The sequence below is a fragment of the Streptomyces sp. 2P-4 genome, assembly GCF_030167965.1.
Taxonomy (GTDB): domain Bacteria; phylum Actinomycetota; class Actinomycetes; order Streptomycetales; family Streptomycetaceae; genus Streptomyces; species Streptomyces globosus_A.
On sequence record NZ_CP095011.1, the window covers coordinates 4352948 to 4371652 of the forward strand.

17 protein-coding genes and 1 tRNA gene are annotated in these 18705 nt (G+C 72.5%); 10 read left to right on the plus strand and 8 right to left on the minus strand.

Features of this window, described 5'->3' with window-relative positions; all coding sequences use genetic code 11:
* Window positions 1-84 precede the first annotated feature (84 nt).
* From MUK52_RS19245 to MUK52_RS19255, 3 genes are all read left to right on the plus strand, one after another.
* Window positions 85-573: an FtsB family cell division protein gene (locus MUK52_RS19245; protein WP_114057831.1), complete on the plus strand. Its 489-nt coding sequence runs from the start codon at window positions 85-87 to the stop codon at window positions 571-573.
* Window positions 574-648: 75 nt separating this feature from the next.
* The gene (locus MUK52_RS19250) at window positions 649-1203 is read left to right on the plus strand and encodes a DUF501 domain-containing protein (RefSeq protein ID WP_114057830.1); all 555 of its coding nucleotides are present in this window, start codon (window positions 649-651) and stop codon (window positions 1201-1203) included.
* Window positions 1200-2141 (plus strand): Ppx/GppA phosphatase family protein, encoded by a 942-nt coding sequence (locus MUK52_RS19255; RefSeq protein ID WP_284578539.1) that lies wholly within the window; start codon window positions 1200-1202, stop codon window positions 2139-2141. The genes MUK52_RS19250 and MUK52_RS19255 overlap by 4 nt, the downstream gene beginning before the upstream one ends.
* A gap of 3 nt (window positions 2142-2144) precedes the next feature.
* On the opposite strand, the gene MUK52_RS19260 is transcribed toward MUK52_RS19255, so the two are convergent.
* Together MUK52_RS19260 and MUK52_RS19265 are read right to left on the minus strand one after the other, a co-directional pair.
* Window positions 2145-2414, minus strand: coding sequence for a type II toxin-antitoxin system RelE family toxin (locus MUK52_RS19260; RefSeq protein WP_284578542.1), 270 nt, complete (start codon window positions 2412-2414; stop codon window positions 2145-2147).
* Window positions 2411-2683, minus strand: coding sequence for a type II toxin-antitoxin system Phd/YefM family antitoxin (locus MUK52_RS19265; RefSeq protein ID WP_284578544.1), 273 nt, complete (start codon window positions 2681-2683; stop codon window positions 2411-2413). Before MUK52_RS19265 ends, MUK52_RS19260 begins: the two co-directional genes overlap by 4 nt.
* Window positions 2684-3215: 532 nt before the next feature.
* Between MUK52_RS19265 and MUK52_RS19270 the strand changes: the two genes are divergently transcribed.
* Window positions 3216-4601, plus strand: coding sequence for an NAD(P)/FAD-dependent oxidoreductase (locus MUK52_RS19270; RefSeq protein ID WP_114057826.1), 1386 nt, complete (start codon window positions 3216-3218; stop codon window positions 4599-4601).
* A gap of 194 nt (window positions 4602-4795) precedes the next feature.
* Complete coding sequence (locus tag MUK52_RS19275; RefSeq protein ID WP_284578547.1) at window positions 4796-6148, plus strand: class I SAM-dependent methyltransferase; 1353 nt, start codon at window positions 4796-4798, stop codon at window positions 6146-6148.
* Between the two features lie 72 nt (window positions 6149-6220).
* On the opposite strand, the gene MUK52_RS19280 is transcribed toward MUK52_RS19275, so the two are convergent.
* Window positions 6221-8773, minus strand: coding sequence for an ABC transporter permease (locus tag MUK52_RS19280; RefSeq protein WP_114057824.1), 2553 nt, complete (start codon window positions 8771-8773; stop codon window positions 6221-6223).
* Between the two features lie 122 nt (window positions 8774-8895).
* Window positions 8896-9660, minus strand: a complete 765-nt coding sequence (locus MUK52_RS19285; RefSeq protein ID WP_114058956.1) for an ABC transporter ATP-binding protein — start codon at window positions 9658-9660, stop codon at window positions 8896-8898.
* Between the two features lie 479 nt (window positions 9661-10139).
* Here MUK52_RS19285 and MUK52_RS19290 point away from each other — a divergent pair.
* Window positions 10140-10221: transfer RNA gene (locus tag MUK52_RS19290), tRNA-Leu, on the plus strand.
* Window positions 10222-10601: 380 nt separating this feature from the next.
* A complete protein-coding gene (locus tag MUK52_RS19295) occupies window positions 10602-11450 on the plus strand; it encodes a Bax inhibitor-1/YccA family protein (protein WP_114057823.1) in 849 nt (282 codons plus the stop codon).
* Window positions 11451-11574: 124 nt separating this feature from the next.
* On the opposite strand, the gene MUK52_RS19300 is transcribed toward MUK52_RS19295, so the two are convergent.
* Window positions 11575-11805, minus strand: coding sequence for a DUF4287 domain-containing protein (locus MUK52_RS19300; RefSeq protein WP_114057822.1), 231 nt, complete (start codon window positions 11803-11805; stop codon window positions 11575-11577).
* A 100-nt stretch (window positions 11806-11905) separates the two neighbouring features.
* Here MUK52_RS19300 and MUK52_RS19305 point away from each other — a divergent pair, with 100 nt between their 5' ends.
* Window positions 11906-12247, plus strand: a complete 342-nt coding sequence (locus tag MUK52_RS19305) for a hypothetical protein (protein WP_114057821.1) — start codon at window positions 11906-11908, stop codon at window positions 12245-12247.
* Here the strand turns inward: MUK52_RS19305 and MUK52_RS19310 are convergent.
* The 3 genes from MUK52_RS19310 to MUK52_RS19320 all read right to left on the minus strand — a co-directional run bounded on the left by MUK52_RS19310 (window position 12231) and on the right by MUK52_RS19320 (window position 15936).
* A complete protein-coding gene (locus MUK52_RS19310; RefSeq protein ID WP_174250558.1) occupies window positions 12231-13064 on the minus strand; it encodes a hypothetical protein in 834 nt (277 codons plus the stop codon). The genes MUK52_RS19305 and MUK52_RS19310 overlap by 17 nt on opposite strands.
* A 466-nt stretch (window positions 13065-13530) precedes the next feature.
* Window positions 13531-14751, minus strand: a complete 1221-nt coding sequence (locus MUK52_RS19315) for an acetyl-CoA C-acetyltransferase (protein ID WP_114057819.1) — start codon at window positions 14749-14751, stop codon at window positions 13531-13533.
* Window positions 14752-14910: 159 nt separating this feature from the next.
* A complete protein-coding gene (locus tag MUK52_RS19320; RefSeq protein WP_284578552.1) occupies window positions 14911-15936 on the minus strand; it encodes an SGNH/GDSL hydrolase family protein in 1026 nt (341 codons plus the stop codon).
* A gap of 123 nt (window positions 15937-16059) precedes the next feature.
* On the opposite strand from MUK52_RS19320, the gene MUK52_RS19325 reads away from it, so the two are divergent.
* Entirely contained in the window at window positions 16060-17442 is a 1383-nt protein-coding gene (locus MUK52_RS19325; RefSeq protein ID WP_114058955.1) for a cystathionine beta-synthase, read from the plus strand.
* A 406-nt stretch (window positions 17443-17848) separates the two neighbouring features.
* Window positions 17849-18697 (plus strand): MurR/RpiR family transcriptional regulator, encoded by an 849-nt coding sequence (locus tag MUK52_RS19330; RefSeq protein WP_114057817.1) that lies wholly within the window; start codon window positions 17849-17851, stop codon window positions 18695-18697.
* Window positions 18698-18705: the final 8 nt, after the last annotated feature.

Sequence of the window (18705 nt, forward strand, 5' to 3'; positions counted from 1 at the left end):
GGCCTCCGTACGTCCCCGCACTCGGTCCCGTACCGTGTGCGGGGACGTATTGCGTAGCGCCGTGCACCAGGGGAGGCGGGTTCAATGGCCGGGAACCGGGATCGGTTCTCCACCTTCTCCACCGCGACGAGGCTCAAGCAGCTCGGAGAGCGGACCGCAGCCCACGTCTACCGGTCGCAGAACCGGCGACAGGTCCGCCGCAGCCGGCTCACCGGCCGGGCCGCGCTCCTGGTGCTGGTCCTCTGCACGCTGGTCGTCGCCCTGGCGTACCCGATGCGCCAGTACGTCTCCCAGCGCTCGGAGATCGCCGAGCAGGAGCGGGCCGCCGACGCGGCGGCCAAGCGGCTGGAGCGGCTGCGCGACGAGAAGGCCCGCTGGCAGGACGACGCCTACGCCGAACAGCAGGCGCGCAAGCACCTGCACTTCGTACGGCCCGGCGAGACCGGCTACATCATGGCCGACCCCGGGGCCGAGGCGGCGCAGCAGCGCCGCACCGGGCACGCCGGGGCGGACCGGCCCTGGTACTCCAACGTCTGGGACGGCGTCGACAAGGCCGACCGCCCCGGCGACTGACGGGCCGTACGCACCCGACCGCCCCGCACCACCCCGCAGCACCCATCCACGAGAACGAAGAGACTTCCTCCAGGCATGCAGACGCCCCCGCCCCAGACCGACCGGACCGAGCCGACCGACGCGGACATCGAGGCGTTCGAGCAGCAGCTCGGACGCCCGCCGCGCGGGCTGCGCGCCATCGCCCACCGCTGCCCCTGCGGGCAGCCCGACGTGGTGGAGACCGCCCCCCGCCTCCCCGACGGCACGCCCTTCCCCACGCTCTACTACCTGACCTGCCCGCGAGCCGCCTCCGCGATCGGCACGCTGGAGGCGAACGGCGTGATGAAGGAGATGCAGGCCCGCCTCGCCGAGGACCCCGAGCTCGCCGCCGCCTACCAGGCCGCGCACGAGGACTACATCCGGCGCCGCGACGCCATCGAGGTGCTCCAGGGCTTCCCCAGCGCCGGCGGCATGCCGGACCGGGTGAAGTGCCTGCACGTGCTGGTCGGGCACTCGCTGGCCGCCGGTCCGGGCGTCAACCCCTTCGGCGACGAGGCGCTGGCGATGCTGCCCGAGTGGTGGGCGAAGGGCCCCTGCGTCACGCCGTGCGGCGGCGCCGCGGCCGAGCAGGAGAAGGAGCCGCAGGCATGACGCGGGTCGCGGCGGTCGACTGCGGCACCAACTCCATCCGCCTGCTGGTCGCCGACTGCGACCCGGAGACCGGCCACCTCGTCGAGCTCGACCGGCGGATGACGATCGTCCGCCTCGGCCAGGGCGTGGACCGGACCGGCCGGCTGGCCCCCGAGGCGCTGGAGCGGACCTTCGCCGCCTGCCGCGAGTACGCCGGGGTGATCAAGGAGCTGGGCGCCGAGCGCATCCGGTTCGTGGCCACCTCCGCCTCGCGGGACGCGGAGAACCGGGACGAGTTCACCGCCGGGGTGCGGGACATCCTCGGGGTCGAGCCGGAGGTCGTCTCCGGCGAGCAGGAGGCGGAGTTCTCCTTCACCGGCGCGACCCGCGAGCTCGTCGGCGCCGACCACCTGGACAAGCCGTACCTGGTGGTGGACATCGGCGGCGGCTCCACGGAGTTCGTGGTCGGCGACGACCACGTGCGGGCCGCGCGCTCGGTCGACGTGGGCTGCGTCCGCATGACGGAGCGCCACCTCGTCGTGGACGGCGCCGTCACCGACCCGCCGACCGCGGCGCAGACCGCGGCGATGCGGACCGACATCGAGGCGGCCCTGGACCTCGCCGAGCAGACCGTCCCGCTGCGCGAGGCCCGTACCCTGGTGGGCCTCGCCGGCTCGGTGACCACCGTCGCCGGGATCGCGCTCGGCCTGCCCGCGTACGACTCCGCGCGCATCCACCACTCGCGCATCCCGTACGAGCAGGTCCGCGAGATCAGCGAGCGCATGCTGGCGTCCACGCACGCCGAGCGCGCCGCGATCCCCGTGATGCACGAGGGCCGCGTCGACGTGATCGCGGCGGGCGCCCTCGTCCTCCTGGCGATCATGGAGCGCACGGGCGCGACGGAGGTCGTGGTCTCGGAACACGACATCCTGGACGGCATCGCCTGGTCCCTGACCTGACGCCTACAGATTGCGATAGACGTCTCGCCGGTCGCCTACCTTGACAACGAGGATGACGAGCTCGCCATTGTCGACCTGGTAGGCGACCCGGTAGTTTCCGACTCTGAGCCGGTAGAGCCCGGACGGGCCGGTGAGCTTCTTGACGTCGGCGTCCTCGCGGTACGGATCCTCACCGAGCGCGGTCAGTGCGGTCAGGATCTGCATGGCGTGGGGACGGCTGATGGTGCGCAGCTGCCTCTGCGCCGCAGCGGTGAACCGAAAGGCGTACTTCACGCCGCGTCGCCATCCTGCTCGCTGAACAGGTCTGCCAGCAGTTCGGCCATGGTCACCGTGGGGCCGCCCTCGGCGAGAACTGCTTCAGCTTCGCGGGCCAGCATGACGTCGGCCGCTTCCTCCAATGCCTCGAAGTCCGCGATCGGGACCACTGCCGCCACCGGCGTGCCGTTGCGCGTGATGACGGTGGGAAGCCCTTCCTCGGCTCGGTTGATGTGGTCGGCGAGATGCGCGCGGGCTTCTCGTACAGTCACGGCGTTATCGGTCATGCGGCCAGTGTACCCGCGAACGTGTACACGAGGCCCTGTCGCGCTTGAGTCGGCACTTCGATCGAGGTGCGGCCCGGTCGCCGCCCCCGCGAGCGGAGCGGCGGTGGGATCGAAGGCGGATGGGCCCTGGGAGTGGGCGTGTTGGGGGTGTTCGGGGCGCTCGGGCTCGGCTTTCCCCGGCGGCGCGCCGAAAAGTTCGTGAAGTTCTTCACAAGGAAAAGGGGTGCCCGGGGTCAAGTCGAGGGCCCGGAAGGCCCCCCTCGGGGGTCCAACGGCCCCTCCGCGACCCTCTTCGTGCGATCCGCGGAGGGCGCCGCGCCGTGTCGGTAGGTATCCACGAACCCGGTGGTCTACTCCGGTTGGGGCCTTGGAGGCCAGTTCAGAGCGGGTGAACAACGAATCCCGCCACACCCTGGTTCCCGATCCGCACCATGACCTCCGTCACGTGGGCGGCGCAGTGTAGCAGAGCCCCTGTCGGTTCTTGTGAAGGGGCTCACGAGCATCACCCCTGGGGGTGCTGGATACTCGTTCCATGAGCACCACGGAGCGTCCCAGGATCCTCGTTGTAGGAGGTGGGTACGTAGGCCTGTACGCAGCCAAGCGCATCATGAAGAAGATGCGCTACGGCGAGGCGACCGTCACGGTCGTCGACCCGCGGTCGTACATGACCTACCAGCCCTTCCTCCCCGAAGTGGCCGCAGGCAGCATCTCGCCTCGGCACGTCGTCGTCCCGCTGCGACGCGTGCTGCCCAAGGCGGAGGTCCTCACCGGCCGGGTCACCAGCATCGACCAGGACCGCAAGGTCGCCGTCGTCACGCCGCTCGTCGGCGAGGCGTACGAGCTGCCCTTCGACTACCTGGTGATCGCCCTCGGCGCCATCTCCCGCACCTTCCCGATCCCCGGCCTCGCAGAGCAGGGCATCGGCATGAAGGGCGTGGAAGAGGGCATCGGCCTGCGCAACCACGTCCTCGAGCAGCTCGACAAGGCCGAGTCCACGACGGACGAGAACGTCCGCCGCAGGGCCCTCACCTTCGTCTTCATCGGCGGCGGCTTCGCCGGCGCTGAGACGATCGGCGAGGTCGAGGACATGGCCCGCGACGCCGCCAAGTACTACTCCACGATCAGCCGCGACGACATGCGGTTCATCCTGGTGGACGCGGCCGACAAGATCCTTCCCGAGGTCGGGCCCAAGCTCGGCACCTGGGGCAAGGAGCACCTGGAGTCCCGCGGCATCGAGATCTACCTCGGCACCTCGATGGACTCCTGCGTCGACGGCCACGTCGTGCTGAAGAACGGCCTCGAGGTCGACTCCAACACGATCGTGTGGACCGCGGGCGTCAAGCCCAACCCGGCGCTGGCCCGCTTCGGCCTGCCGCTCGGCCCGCGCGGCCACGTCGACACCGCCCCGACCCTCCAGGTCCAGGGCACCGACTACATCTGGGCCGCCGGCGACAACGCCCAGATCCCCGACGTCGCCGCCCGCAAGGCCGGAGTCGAGAACGCCTGGTGCCCGCCGAACGCCCAGCACGCGCTGCGCCAGGCCAAGGTCCTCGGCGACAACGTCGTGGCCGGCATGCGGGGCTTCCCGCAGAAGGAGTACGAGCACTCCAACAAGGGTGCGGTGGCCGGTCTCGGCGTCCACAAGGGCGTCGCGATGATCGTCATGGGCAAGATGAAGATCAAGCTCAAGGGCCGTCTCGCCTGGTACATGCACCGTGGCTACCACGGCATGGCCATGCCGACCTGGAACCGCAAGATCCGCGTCTTCGCCGACTGGACCCTCGGCATGTTCCTGAAGCGCGAGGTCGTCTCCCTGGGTGCTCTGGAGACCCCCCGCGAGGAGTTCTACGAGGCCGCCAAGCCGGCCCCGGCTCCGGCCGCCGCGGCCGCGCCGGCCGAGAAGGCCAAGGCCTCCTGACGCAGGTCCGCCCGACGGCAGGCAGGACGCCCCGCGCGTCCGGCCCGCCCCGCACGTCCCCGAAGGGGCCGCCCGCCATCCGTGGTGCGGGCGGCCCCTTCGGCGTACCCGGCGCCGCGCGCCCCGCGCGCCGCGGCATGGCGGGCGCCGTACCGGGGTAGTCCGTCCGATCGGATGGACTGGAGGTGCCGACGATGACCGACGCCGCACCGCGGCTGGCCGCTGTGGCCGAGACCCTGCTGGGCGCACCGCTCCCCGTCCGGATCCGGGCCTGGGACGGCAGCGAGGCGGGGCCGCCGGGCGGGCCCGTCCTCGTCCTGGCCCGCCGCCGCGCCCTGCGCCGCGTCCTGTGGCGGCCCGGGGAGCTCGGCCTGGCCCGCGCCTGGGTCGCCGGGGACCTCACCGTCGAGGGCGACCTGTACGGGCTGCTGGGCCTGGTGTCCGGCCTGCTGTGGGAGCGCGGGCCGACCGCCCCGGCAGCCGCCGCAGCCACCGCCCCGGCAGCCGCCGCCCCGGCCGGTACCGCCGCGCTGCTGCGCGACCCGGCCCGCCGCGCCGCCCTGCGCGAGCTCGCCGCCCTCGCCGGGCCGTGGCCGCCGCCCGCGCCGCCGCCGGAGGAGGCCGTCCGCCGCGGCGGATCCCGGCACAGCAGGGGCCGCGACCGCAAGGCCGTCAGCCACCACTACGACGTCGGCAACGACTTCTACGCCTACGTCCTGGGCCCCTCGATGGTGTACTCCTGCGCCTACTGGAGCCCCGGCGCCACCCTGGAGCAGGCCCAGCACGACAAGCTCGACCTCGTCTGCCGCAAGCTCGGCCTGGAGCCCGGCATGCGCGTCCTCGACGTCGGCTGCGGCTGGGGCGCCCTCGCCCTGCACGCCGCCCGCGCGTACGGCGTCCGCGTCACCGGCGTCACGCTCTCCGCCGAGCAGGCCGGGTACGCCCGCAAGCGGGTCGCCGAAGAGGGCCTCGCCGACCGGGTGGAGATCCGCGTCCAGGACTACCGCGACGTCGGCGACGGCCCCTACGACGCGATCTCCTCCGTCGGCATGGCCGAGCACGTCGGCGCCGCCCGCTACCGCGACTACGCCCGCGGCCTGTACGCCCTCCTCCGCCCCGGCGGCCGGCTGCTGAACCACCAGATCGCCCGCCGCCCCGAACCCGACGAACGCGCCTACCGCGTCGATGCGTTCATCGACGCCTACGTCTTCCCCGACGGCGAGCTGTCCCCCCTCGGCACGACCGTCGGCGAACTGGAGCGGGCCGGCTTCGAGGTCCGCGACGTGGAGGCGCTGCGCGAGCACTACGCCCTCACCCTGCGGGCCTGGGTGGCCCGGCTGGAGGAGCACTGGGAGGAGGCCGTCGCCCTGACCTCCCCGGGGCGGGCGCGGGTGTGGCTGCTGTACATGGCGGCGTCGGCGCTCGGTTTCGAGCACAACCGGCTCGGCGTCAACCAGGTCCTCGCGGTGCGGTCCGAGGACGGCGGCCCCTCCCGCATGCCCCTGCGGGCCCGCACCTGGGGCGGGGGGCCCGCGTCACCCCCGTGACCCGCCAGGGAACGCGGAAGGCCCCGGGGCGGTTTCGCCGCCCCGGGGCCCTCCGTGCACTGCCGGCCGCTGCTACTCGGTCTTGATCGCGGTCAGCATGTTCAGCCTCGCCGCGCTGCGCGCCGGCCACATGGCGGCCAGGACGCCGACCACGGCGGCCAGCAGCAGGAAGACGCCGATCCGGTCGTACGGGATCACCAGCTCGTAGTTCGGGATGCTGTTCTTGAAGGTGCGGCCCAGCGCCCAGGCGAGGAAGGTGCCGAGGCCGACGCCGAGGACCGCGCCGAAGAGGGAGATGACGACGGCCTCCAGGCGGATCATGTTCTTGACCCGGCCGCGGTCCAGGCCGACGGCGCGGAGCATGCCGATCTCCTGGGTCCGCTCGAACACCGACATCGCCAGCGTGTTGACGACGCCGAGGACCGAGATGACGAGGGCCATGCCGAGCAGGCCGTACATCAGGTTCAGCATCGTGCTGATGATGCCGCCCATCTCGTTGCGGATGTCCTGCTTGGTGTCGATCTTGATGGCCGGGTTGTCGCCGAGGGCGTCGATGACCTTCTGCTCGTTCGCCGCGGACTCGCCGCCCGACAGCTTGACGAAGACCTGGCGGATCTGCGGCTTCTCGCCGGCCGCGACCGGGACCAGCTTGGCGTCGAGGACGTAGGGGGAGACGAGCTCGTTCTCCTCGAAGACCGCGCCGACCGTGAGGGTCTTCTTCTCGCCGCCGTCGAAGGCGGCGTCGATCGTGCTGCCGACCGACAGGCCGGCCTTCTTCGCGGTCTTGTCGGCGACGGCGACCTGGCCCTGGGCCAGGGAGGCAACCGAGCCGCTGACGACCTTCAGGTTGACGACCTTCTCGATGGCGGCCGGGTTGACGCCGGACGCGGAGTGGAAGACGTCGCCCTTGCCCTTGAAGTAGGCGGACTGCTGGGCGGAGACGGCGGTGACGCCCGGGGTCTTCTCCAGTGCGGTCAGGACCGAGGGGTCCAGGTCGCCGCCGCTGGCCATGGTGAGCATGTAGTCGGCGCGGATCTGGTCCGTGGTGGAGCGGTCGACGGCCTTGCCGACGGTCACGCCGAGCACGGTCAGGCCCGTCACCAGGGTCAGGCCGATGGTCAGCATGCCGGCGGTGACGCCGGTGCGCCGCGGGTTGCGGACCGCGTTGCGGGCGGCGAGGTTGCCGGCGGTGCCGAAGACGCGGGTCAGCAGCGGGCGCACGACGGCGATCAGCGGCCGGGACAGCATCGGGATGAGCACGGCCACGCCGATCAGCGTGAAGAACGCGCCGCCGCCGATGATCCAGCGGCCGGTCTCGCCGCCCTTCGCGGAGCCCCACAGGATCAGGGCCGCGCCGAGGCCGGCCAGGACGCCGCCGAAGCTGTTGAGCAGGACGAGGGACTTGGCGGTCTGCGGGAGGTGGGCGCTGCCCATCGCCGCGACCGGCGGGATCTTGGAGGTGCGGCGGGCCGGCAGCCAGGCGGCGAGCACGGTGACGACCAGGCCGACGAGGAGGGCGGTGGTGACGGCGGTCGTGGAGACGACCAGCGGGCCGGCCGGGATCTTCGCGCCGAAGCTGTCCATGCCGGAGCGCAGGCCCATGGCCAGGAGCACGCCGACGCCGAGGCCGAGGACGGAGGAGAGCAGGCCGACGAGCAGGGACTCCGTCAGGACGGAGCGGCGGACCTGGCTGCGGGTCGCGCCGACGGCGCGCAGCAGGGCCAGTTCCTTCGTCCGCTGGGCGACCAGCATGCTGAAGGTGTTGTAGATGAGGAAGATGCTGACGAAGAGGGCGATGAAGCCGAAGGCGAGCAGGCCGGTCTTCAGGCCGCTCATGCCCTGTTCGATGTTCTTGGCGTTGCGCTCGGCGAGGGCGGCGCCGGTCTCGGCCTTGGCGTCCTTGCCGACGACCGGGGTGACGTCGGCGAGGAGCTTGGCCGCGTCGGTGCCGGGCTTGGCCGCGACGGCCAGCTCGGAGTAGTAGCCGGGGGCGAGGTAGAGCTCCTGGGCGACCTTGGCGTCGAAGAGGACGAGCGAGCCGCCGGCGTTGACGGCGCCGTCCTCGGTGGTGAAGACGCCGCTGAGGGTGTACTCCTTCACCGGGCCGTTGGTGGCGACGCGCACCTTGTCGCCGACGGAGTAGCGGCCGGCCTTGGCGGAGGCCTGGTCGAGGGCTATCTCCTCGGCCTTGGCGGGCCCGCTGCCCGCGGTGAACGCGTAGCGGGGGTCCTTGCCGTCCTGGACGGGCGCGAAGTTGGCGCCCTGGTTCATCCAGCCGCTGCCGATGAGCTTGCCGGAGGGGTCGGCGACGCCGGCGAAGCCGGAGACGCGGCCGGAGGCGGAGGCGACGCCGGGCAGCTTGGCGACCTTGTCGAGGGTCTGCCGGCTGATGCCGGGCTCGCCCTCCTCCTTGGTGCCGTCCTCGGCGCGGCCGGGGCCGAGGTGGGTGACGGAGACGGCGACCCCGTCGAAGCTCTTGCGGGACTGGTCGGACATCGCCTTGCCGACGGTGTCGGTGAAGACGAACGTGCCGGAGACGAAGGCGACGCCGAGCATGACGGCGAGGACCGTCATCAGCAGTCGGGCCTTGTGCGCGAGCACGTTGCGCAGGGCGGTACGGAACATGGGGAATCCAGGAGTCGTGGCGGCCGCCGGGGCGGCGGCGCAGGAGGCGCGGTCGGGCGGTTCGGGGAGGGCGGCGGGCGGGCGGCTGCGGGCCGGCGGCCCGGTCACGGCACCGGCCGGTACTAGCTGGTGCGGCCCTTGGCGTCGAAGGCCTTCATGCGGTCGAGGACGCCGTCGGCGGTGGGGGCGAGCATCTCGTCGACGATGCGGCCGTCCGCGAGGAAGACGACGCGGTCGGCGTAGGAGGCGGCGACCGGGTCGTGGGTCACCATGACGACGGTCTGGCCGAGTTCGCGCACGGAGTTGCGCAGGAAGCCGAGGACCTCGGCGCCGGAGCGGGAGTCGAGGTTGCCGGTGGGCTCGTCGCCGAAGATGATCTCGGGCTGGGAGGCCAGGGCGCGGGCCACCGCGACGCGCTGCTGCTGGCCGCCGGAGAGCTGGGTGGGGCGGTGGCCGAGGCGGCCGGAGAGGCCGACCATCTCGATGACCGTGTCGAGCCACTGCTTGTCCGGCTTGCGGCCGGCGATATCCATCGGGAGGGTGATGTTCTCCAGAGCGGTCAGGGTCGGCAGCAGGTTGAACGCCTGGAAGATGAAGCCGATCTTGTCGCGGCGCAGCTGGGTGAGCTGCTTGTCCTTGAGGGAGCCGAGCTCGGTGTCGCCGATGCGGACGGAGCCGGAGGAGAACGTGTCGAGGCCGGCGACGCAGTGCATCAGCGTCGACTTGCCGGAGCCGGACGGGCCCATGATCGCGGTGAACCGGCCGCGGCCGAAGTCCACGGACACGTTGTCGAGCGCGACCACCTGGGTCTCGCCCTGGCCGTACACCTTGGAGAGGCCGGTGGCCCGGGCGGCCACGGCCAGGGTGGTGTGCGGGGCGTGGTTCATGGTGGTCACGGGGGCTGCTCCTCGGATGCTGACCGGCTGCGGCGGTCTGCGGATTGGGACCCTCCCATCGTCTCCGCGCAGCAGGGGCAGGGGATCAGCCGCGGTGCCCGTTCACCGGCCCACTGGAGTCTGACCGCGGGACCGGCCGGATCCTCCTCTGGTATGACTGCGCCCCCTGGGGGGTGGCCTTCCGGGGGATCGCGCGTGCCGCGGGAGGGCCGGTGCGGGCCGGCGGGGGTGGGGTGGCCCGGGGTGGCGGACAGGTGGCGCGGAGGCCGGCGGGGGCCATCGAAATCCCGTCATTCCCGTATGGCCGGTCGTCGGTGCCGCAACGGGCCGACCCCGCGTTCTCCGGCCTGACGGACACTCAAGCGCCAATAAAATCAGACAACATAGGAAAGTGTGCCCGTCCCCGACCAGGGCATTCCCGATAGGCTCGGTCCGGCGTCCGGTTGATTTTCCGAGGCGCCGGCTCCCATGCCCGGATGGTGGAATGCAGACACGGCGAGCTTAAACCTCGCTGGCCTTGAGGTCGTGCCGGTTCAAGTCCGGCTCCGGGCACTCCCACTTCGGCCGATCCACCCGCGAACACCCGGTGGCTCGGCCTCATTCCGTTTCCGGCCCGCCCGCGGCCCCGTCCGCGGCCCCGCCCGCGCGCCGGCGTACGCCGACCGGCCTGCCCTGCCCCCGACGCAACCCGCCTCATGCGCCCCGGCCGCCTCATGCGGCGCCGGAGCCCCCCGAGCCTCCGACCGCCTCCCGCGTCCCCGCCGCCACCCCCGTCCCGCTGCCCGGCCCGCCCGCCGCGCCGCCGACCGGCGGTTATGCCCCTGCGCGCCGCCCGTCCTTCTCCTAAGATCCTCCTCCAGCAGTAGGGTGATTTCTTTGCTAGCGCATTACTCTTGTTGCAAGGCCGCGCAAGGTGGCCATGGAGGAGTGAGATGAGGAGCAGTAACCCGGTCTTCTCGCGACGGGGGTTCAGCCGCGACAACGGTGCCTACGCGGGCTTCGACGTGCAGCACCAGCAGGCCGGGGCCAACCCGTACGCGACGAATCCTTACGCCACCGACCCGGCCACCGGGATGCCGCAGGCGCCCGCCCGCGTCGACGCGATGACCATGGACGACGTCGTGAGCCGCACGGCCATGACGCTCGGCACGGTCATCCTCACCGCGACGCTCGCCTGGATCGCCCTCCCGGTCGACCCGGCGAACATCGGCAAGTCCTACGGCATCGCGATCGGCGCCGCGCTCGTCGCCATGGTCCTGGCCCTCGTCCAGGCCTTCAAGCGCAAGGCGTCCCCGGCGCTCATCCTGGGCTACGCGGCGTTCGAGGGCGTGTTCCTCGGCGTCATCAGCGCCGCCACCAGCACCTACCTCGGTGCCGGTGTCGTCATCCAGGCCGTGCTCGGCACCATGTGCGTCTTCGCCGCGGTGCTGTTCGCGTACAAGATGCGCTGGATCCGCGTGAACCGCCGGTTCTACGGCTTCGTCATGGCCGCGGCCATGGGCTTCATCCTGCTGATGGCCGCGAACCTGCTGTTCTCGGTGTTCGCGGGCGGTGACGGCCTCGGCTTCCGCAGCGGCGGCCTCGGCATCCTGTTCGGCATCATCGGCGTCATCCTCGGGGCCGCGTTCCTCGCCCTGGACTTCAAGCAGGTCGAGGACGGCATCGCCTACGGCGCCCCCCGCGAGGAGGCCTGGCTCGCCGCCTTCGGCCTGACCCTGACCCTCGTGTGGATCTACCTGGAGATGCTGCGCCTGTTCCAGATCCTCTCCGGGGACGACTAGCAGGACCGGGCCCGGCAGGGCCCGCCGGCACCACCGGGAAGGCCCCGCGAGCGCGACGCTCGCGGGGCCTTCCCGCGTTCCGGTGCAGACCGGGCGGGTGGGGGGCAGGGAGGGGGACGGAGGATCAGCCGAACCTGCGGGCGGCCCTGCGCAGGTCGTACTCGTGGATGATCGCCTTGGCCTGGCCGTACGACAGCTCGTGCGCGCCGCGCAGCCAGCTGACCTTCTCCTCGAACCGGACCAGGGACGGACCCTCGTCCACGGTGCGGAGCCAGTCCGCGACCTCGCGGCCGGTCGTCTGCGGAATCCTGTCGATCATGTTGCGGTGGGTCTGCTCGGAGAACTCTACGGACATGGGCGCCTCCGGGGTGTGGCCGTGCTGTTCCCTTCCCGTCACCGTGCCGGAGAGTCCGGCCGTTGGCAATGGCGCCGCCCCCACGCGTAAGGTCGGCCGCGTGCTCGATACCTCGCCCCTGACCGACGCCGTCGAACGTTTCGCCGACCGGCTGCGCGCCATGCCGCAGAGCCGTCTCCAGCGCGGAGCCGCCGCCGAGGCGCTCGAACTGGCCCGCGAGCTGTCCGTACGCGCCCAGCGGCTCGAAGCGCCGGACGGGGCGGCTCCGGCGCACACCATGCCCGACGCGGGCGTCTTCGCCGTCGGCGACCAGGTCGCCGTCGCCGGAACCGACCTCGCCGAGGCCCTGCGCGCCGCCCCGGAAACCGCGAAGGCCCCGTCCGAGATGCTGGACGAGGCCGTGCGGCTGGTGGAGCAGGCGGAGGTCAGAGCGACGCGATGACGCGGTCCGCCAGGATGTAGACGTTGTTGTCGGGGTCCTGCGCGTCACCGCCGCAGGAGAACGTCAGCGCGTAGGCGCCCGAGATACCCGAGCCGCCCAGCAGGACCGGCGCGGTGCCCGAGCGCAGCGCCTCCGCCAGGCGCTCCGCCGTCTCGCGGTGGCCCGGCGTCATGCACAGCGTCGTGCCGTCCGTGAACACGTACACGTCGAGCGTGCCCAGGGGGCCCGGACGGACGTCCGCGAGCGCCGTACGGGCCTCCGCCAGCTCCTCCAGGCGGTTCACCGTGCGCTCGTGGTCCGCGCCGGCCGACACCGGCTGCGACGGGACGAAGTCCGGGTGCGAGGGGTGGCGGCGGCGCGCGGCCGCCAGCTCCGCCGAATCCTCCGGGTACTCGTCGGCGACCTCCTCGCCCAGCACCGGCTCCAGACCCACCAGATCCGCCTGGCGGGGCAGGAAGACCGGGCCGTCGTCCGCCAGGCCCGGGAGCCCGCCCAGCAGGGACGGGGCGTCGCCCGCGAAGGTCGGCGAGGCCTCGGCGGCCTCGCGGGCCTCCTGCGCGGCCCAGAAGGCCCGCGCCTCGGCGAGCTCGCGCTCGCGCTCCTCGGCCAGGGCCTCCGCCACGGCGGCCCGTATCTCGGCGGCGGGGGACTCCGCGGCGCCGCGGGCGTGCGGGACGCTCGCACCGCGCGGCCGGGACGGGACGGCAAGCTCGCCCCGCAGGGCGGTGACCTGCTTGCGGAGGCCGTGGACGGCGTGCAGCGCAGCAGCGCCCACGGCCGCGGCGGCGGCCGTGGTCAGCAGCAGGGCAAGAGACATGGCGCTCACTGACTAACTCCTGATTGACTCGATCCCCCGACTTCCTACATCAGAGTGTCCCGACCTGGGAATGGCGTGCAGTGCATTACGTCACGAAATGGACAGGGCGTTCGTCACACAGGAGAGCGGCATACCCCGCCTGAGCTGCGAAAATGCCGAACCCCCAGGATGTTTGTCACATCCTGGGGGAGATTCGGTCACAGGTCGGCCGCGGAAGGATTGGATCCCGGCGCCCCAGGAGGCCCGGACCAGGGCAAACGAGGCGCTTCACTCAGCCGCTCGCACCCTTGGTCGCGCTGGGCTTCGCCTCCGCTGCGGGCAGGTGCCGCCCTCGTTCCTCGGGCGACCCCTACCCTCCGCTGCGGCTCAGCTCAGCCGCTCGCACCCTTGGTCGCGCTGGGCTTCGCCTCCGCTGCGGGCAGGTGCCGCCCTCGTTCCTCGGGCGACCCCTACCCTCCGCTGCGGCTCAGCTCAGCCGCTCGATCACCATCGCCATGCCCTGGCCGCCGCCCACGCACATCGTCTCCAGGCCGAACTGCTTGTCGTGGAACTGGAGGCTGTTGATCAGGGTGCCGGTGATGCGGGCACCGGTCATCCCGAACGGGTGACCGACGGCGATGGCGCCGCCGTTGACGTTCAGCTTCTCCAGCGGGATGCCGAGGTCCCGGTAGGAGGGGATGACCTGCGCGGCGAACGCCTCGTTGATCTCGAACAGGTCGATGTCGCCGACCGTCAGGCCGGCCCGCTTCAGGGCCTGCTTCGACGCCTCGACCGGGCCCAGGCCCATGATCTCCGGGGAGAGGGCGGTGACGCCGGTGGAGACGATCCGGGCCAGCGGGGTCAGGCCCAGCTCGCGCGCCTTCGTGTCGCTCATGATGACCAGCGCGGCGGCGCCGTCGTTCAGCGGGCAGCAGTTGCCGGCCGTGACCAGGCCGTCCGGGCGGAAGACCGGCTTCAGGCCCTGCACGCCCTCCAGGGTGACCCCGGCGCGCGGACCGTCGTCCTTGCTGACGACCGTGCCGTCCGGGGTGGTCACCGGGGTGATCTCGCGGGCCCAGAAGCCGTTCTTGATGGCCTCCTCGGCCAGGTTCTGGGAGCGGACGCCGAACTCGTCCATGTCCTGGCGGGTGACGCCCTTCAGGCGGGCCAGGTTCTCGGCGGTCTGGCCCATCGAGATGTACGCGTCCGGGATCAGGCCGTCCTCGCGCGGGTCGTGCCACGTCGAGCCCTCGGACTGGGCGACCTCGGCGGTCCGTGCCTCCGCCTCGGCGAACAGCGGGTTGTGCGTGTCGGGCAGGCCGTCCGAGGTGCCCTTCACCGAGCGGGAGACGGTCTCGACACCGGCGGAGACGAAGACGTCGCCCTCGCCCGCCTTGATCGCGTGCAGGGCCATGCGGGAGGTCTGCAGCGAGGAGGAGCAGTAGCGGGTGATCGTGGTGCCGGGCAGGTAGTCCATGCCCATCTGCACCGCGACGATGCGGGCCAGGTTGTGGCCCTGCTCGCCGCCGGGGAGGCCGCAGCCGAGCATCAGGTCGTCGATCTCCCGCGGGTCCAGCTCGGGGATCTTGGCCAGGGCGGCCTGGATGATCGTCGCGGTGAGGTCGTCCGGGCGGACGTCCTTGAGGGACCCCTTGAAGGCGCGCCCGATCGGGGAGCGGGCGGCGGAAACGATGACGGCTTCGGGCATCGGGGCTCCAAGGGGTGAGTTGCGGCTCATTGCGGACCGCATGCGAAGTTACCGGCCCGTACGGTCTTGGTCACCGGGTGGGGCGTGTGATGCCGGTCGCTCCGCAGGGTCCGGGGGCTGGTCCGGGGGTGTGCGGGGGGCGGATGGCGCGTTGGCCGGTCAGGGGTCCTGGGAGTGGGTGAGGGTGGCCGGGGAGTGGGCCGGGCCGGCGTCTTCCGCCGGGACGCGGCGTCGGCGGCGGTGTTTCAGGAGGGCCCACGGGCCGCGGGCCGGGGTGACCTCCGTGCCCGCCTGGCCGGCTGCGGCCGAGGCGGCCTGGGCCACCGGCAGCATGTCCTCGTCCCGGCTCACTTCCAGCCGGTCCGACTCGGGCCACAGGGACAGCGCCGCGCACACCGTCGGCAGGATCGCCATCGCCGCGGTCGCGTACCCCTCGGCCGACGGGTGGTAGGAGTCAGGGCCGAACATCTCGCGCGGGTTCGCCGCGAACTCCGGGCCCAGCAGGTCACCCATCGAGATCGTGCGGGCCCCCAGCGAGACGGCCCCTATGGTCTGGGCCGCGGCCAGCTGCCGCGACACCCGCCGGGCCAGCCACCGCAGCGGCTGGTACACCGGCTCGATCGTGCCCAGGTCGGGGCAGGTCCCGACGACCACCTCGGTGCCCGCCAGCCGCAGCCGCCGCACCGCCGAGGTGAGGTGCCGCACCGACTGTGTGGGCGGCATGCGGCGCGTCACGTCGTTCGCCCCGATCATGATCACGCAGATGTCCGGCGGCGGCGCGTCCCCGTCCAGCAGCAGCCCGGCCTGCCGGTCGAGGTCGTCGGACATCGCCCCGGACAGGGCCACGTTCCGCAGTTCCACCGGCCGCTCGGCGACCGCCGCCAGCCCCGACGCCAGCAGCGCCCCCGGAGTCTGCCGGGCCCGGTGGACACCCAGCCCGGCGGCCGTCGAGTCGCCCATCATCGCGAGCCGCAGCGGCCCCGGGTCCAGCCCGCTGCCGCAGAACCCGCCGCCGTACAGGCCGTCCGCGCGCGGCGGGTCCGGCAGGCCGCTGCCGACCGTCCGCTTGGCGAACTGGACCTCCGCCAGCACCAGCCCCACGGCGGCGACCCCGACCAGGCCGAGCCCGCCCCCGCCGTACGCCGCCCCCGCCGCGATCCGGCGGGCCGTCCTTGCTCTGGACACCCTTCACGCCACCTCCGTCCTCGTCGACCTTCCTGCCCCGTACCGCCCGTCCGCCAATCCCTTTCCGCATACTCTGGCCATGTCTCCCGGAGAACCCGTGGAGTCCCATCCCTGGAGAACATGGTGCAATTCCACGACTCGATGATCAGCCTCGTCGGCAACACCCCGCTGGTGAAGCTCAACCGCGTGACCGAAGGCCTTCAGGCCACCGTCCTTGCCAAGGTCGAGTACTTCAACCCCGGCGGCTCCGTGAAGGACCGCATCGCCCTCCGGATGATCGAGGCCGCCGAGCAGAGCGGTGCGCTCAAGCCCGGTGGCACCATCGTGGAGCCGACCAGTGGCAACACCGGTGTAGGACTCGCCATCGTGGCCCAGCAGAAGGGCTACAAGTGCATCTTCGTCTGTCCTGACAAGGTGTCGATGGACAAGATCAACGTGCTGCGGGCGTACGGCGCCGAGGTCGTGGTCTGCCCGACCGCGGTCGACCCGGAGCACCCGGATTCCTACTACAACGTCTCCGACCGCCTCGTCCGCGAGACGCCCGGCGCCTGGAAGCCGGACCAGTACAGCAACCCGAACAACCCGCGCTCGCACTACGAGACCACCGGCCCCGAGCTGTGGGAGCAGACCGAGGGCAGGATCACGCACTTCGTGGCCGGCGTCGGCACGGGCGGGACGATCTCCGGCACCGGCAACTACCTGAAGGAGGTGTCCGGCGGCAAGGTCAAGGTCATCGGCGCCGACCCGGAGGGCTCCGTCTACTCCGGCGGCTCGGGCCGCCCGTACCTCGTCGAGGGCGTCGGCGAGGACTTCTGGCCGACCGCCTACGACCGGAACGTGGCCGACGAGATCATCGCCGTGTCCGACAAGGACTCCTTCCAGATGACCCGCCGCCTCGCCAAGGAGGAGGGCCTCCTCGTCGGCGGCTCCTGCGGCATGGCCGTCGTCGCCGCGCTGCGCGCCGCCGAGAACCTCGGCCCGGACGACGTCGTCGTCGTCCTGCTCCCGGACAGCGGCCGCGGCTACATGAGCAAGATCTTCTCGGACGAGTGGATGGCCGGACACGGCTTCCTGGAGGAGGCCGGCCCCGCCGCCCGCATCGGCGACGTCCTCGCCGACAAGGAGGGCGACATGCCCTCCCTGGTGCACATGCACCCCGAGGAGACCGTCGGCGAGGCCATCGAGGTGCTGCGCGAGTACGGCGTCTCCCAGATGCCGGTCGTCAAGCCCGGCGCAGGCCACCCGGACGTCATGGCCGCCGAGGTCATCGGCTCCGTCGTGGAGAAGGAGCTGCTCGCGGCGCTGTTCGCGCAGCGCGCCGCGCTGAGCGACCCGCTGGAGAAGCACATGAGCGCGCCGCTGCCGCAGGTCGGCTCCGGCGAGCCCGTCTCCGACCTGATGGCCGCGCTGGGCAAGGCCGACGCGGCGATCGTGCTGGTCGAGGGCAAGCCGACCGGCGTCGTCAGCCGCCAGGACCTGCTCGCGTTCCTCGCGAAGAACGCGTGACGGCGGCGCTGCCGGCCGCGTGCCGGGGCTTCGTGCGATCGGCACGGGCCCGACACGCGGCGGCAGCACCGGCTTAACACGCGCAGGGCACAGTGGTGGGTGTCGGCAGGGGCGAGGGCCCCGGCCGGCGCCACGGAACGGCGTCTGCACACCTCCGGAGCGGCTCCCGGACCTGCGGCGCCACGGACGCGGACGGCCCTGACCCGGCCCGTGTCCCGCGCGGGGACCGCCGTCGTCCCGCCCCTCGCACACCCCGAGGGTGCGGCGGTCCCCGCGTTCTCCGGCCCCGGACCGCCCCCTCCGCGCCCGGCCCGCCCGTCTCGCGGAGCGGCCGCGGGTTGCCGTGCCTGCATAGACGCATGCAGAGTGCTCCGTGACTGAATACGTACGGGGACGGAGGGTCGGGATGACGAGCGACAGCCCGGCGGCGCGCCTGCAGAGGCTGTTCGAGGGGCACCGGCTGACGCCCACCCAGCGGCGGATCGCGCACTGCATGGTGCGCGGCGCCACCGAGGTGCCGTTCCTGTCGAGCGTGGAGCTCGCCGAGCTGGCCGGCGTCAGCCAGCCCTCGGTGACGCGGTTCGCGGTGGCCCTCGGCTTCGACGGCTACCCGGCCCTGCGCCGGCACCTGCGGGAGGTGGCCCCGCCCGCCGAGCGGGCGGAGGAGCAACAGGAGGACGCCTACAACGAGTACCAGCAGGCCGTCCAGGGGGAGATCGAGAACCTGCGGCAGCTTTCGGCCATGCTCGCCGACCCCTCGCCGGTCCAGGAGGCGGGCCGGCTGCTCGCCGCGTCGGTGCCGCTGCCCGTGCTGGGGCTGCGGGCGGCGTCCTCGCAGGCCCGCGGGTTCGCGTACTTCGCCGCCAAGGTCCACCCGGACGTGCGGCTCCTCGACGAGGGCGGCTCCATGCTCGCCGACCGGATCGACGCGGCCGCCGGCGCCGGCGCCTCCGCGCTGCTGTGCTTCGCCCTGCCCCGCCACCCCCGCGAGGTGGCCGAGGCGCTGGAGCACGCCCGGCAGGCGGGGCTGACGGTGGTGACGGTCGCCGAGTCGCCGTTCGCGCCCGTCGCCCGCGTCTCCGACCTGCTGATCCCGGCGCCGGTCGGCACCGGGCTGGCCTTCGACACCGCCTGCGCGCCGATGCTGCTGGGGCGGGTGCTGCTGGAGGCGATGGCCGACGCGCTGCCCGACGCGCAGGCGAGGCTGGAGGCCTTCGACGCGCGGGCCGCGGCCCGAGGCCTGTTCGTCGAGTAGGCGGGCGC

What these genes read in the sequence shown, in the direction of transcription:
- MUK52_RS19315 (WP_114057819.1), bottom strand. Translation starts at nt 14,751, where the DNA reads ATGCCCGAAGCCGTCATCGTTTCCGCCGCCCGCTCCCCGATCGGGCGC.
- MUK52_RS19265 (WP_284578544.1), bottom strand. Translation starts at nt 2,683, where the DNA reads ATGACCGATAACGCCGTGACTGTACGAGAAGCCCGCGCGCATCTCGCC.
- MUK52_RS19280 (WP_114057824.1), bottom strand. Translation starts at nt 8,773, where the DNA reads ATGTTCCGTACCGCCCTGCGCAACGTGCTCGCGCACAAGGCCCGACTG.
- MUK52_RS19270 (WP_114057826.1), top strand. Translation starts at nt 3,216, where the DNA reads ATGAGCACCACGGAGCGTCCCAGGATCCTCGTTGTAGGAGGTGGGTAC.
- MUK52_RS19300 (WP_114057822.1), bottom strand. Translation starts at nt 11,805, where the DNA reads ATGTCCGTAGAGTTCTCCGAGCAGACCCACCGCAACATGATCGACAGG.
- MUK52_RS19310 (WP_174250558.1), bottom strand. Translation starts at nt 13,064, where the DNA reads ATGTCTCTTGCCCTGCTGCTGACCACGGCCGCCGCCGCGGCCGTGGGC.
- MUK52_RS19285 (WP_114058956.1), bottom strand. Translation starts at nt 9,660, where the DNA reads ATGAACCACGCCCCGCACACCACCCTGGCCGTGGCCGCCCGGGCCACC.
- MUK52_RS19330 (WP_114057817.1), top strand. Translation starts at nt 17,849, where the DNA reads ATGACGAGCGACAGCCCGGCGGCGCGCCTGCAGAGGCTGTTCGAGGGG.
- MUK52_RS19245 (WP_114057831.1), top strand. Translation starts at nt 85, where the DNA reads ATGGCCGGGAACCGGGATCGGTTCTCCACCTTCTCCACCGCGACGAGG.
- MUK52_RS19250 (WP_114057830.1), top strand. Translation starts at nt 649, where the DNA reads ATGCAGACGCCCCCGCCCCAGACCGACCGGACCGAGCCGACCGACGCG.
- MUK52_RS19255 (WP_284578539.1), top strand. Translation starts at nt 1,200, where the DNA reads ATGACGCGGGTCGCGGCGGTCGACTGCGGCACCAACTCCATCCGCCTG.
- MUK52_RS19295 (WP_114057823.1), top strand. Translation starts at nt 10,602, where the DNA reads ATGAGGAGCAGTAACCCGGTCTTCTCGCGACGGGGGTTCAGCCGCGAC.
- MUK52_RS19275 (WP_284578547.1), top strand. Translation starts at nt 4,796, where the DNA reads ATGACCGACGCCGCACCGCGGCTGGCCGCTGTGGCCGAGACCCTGCTG.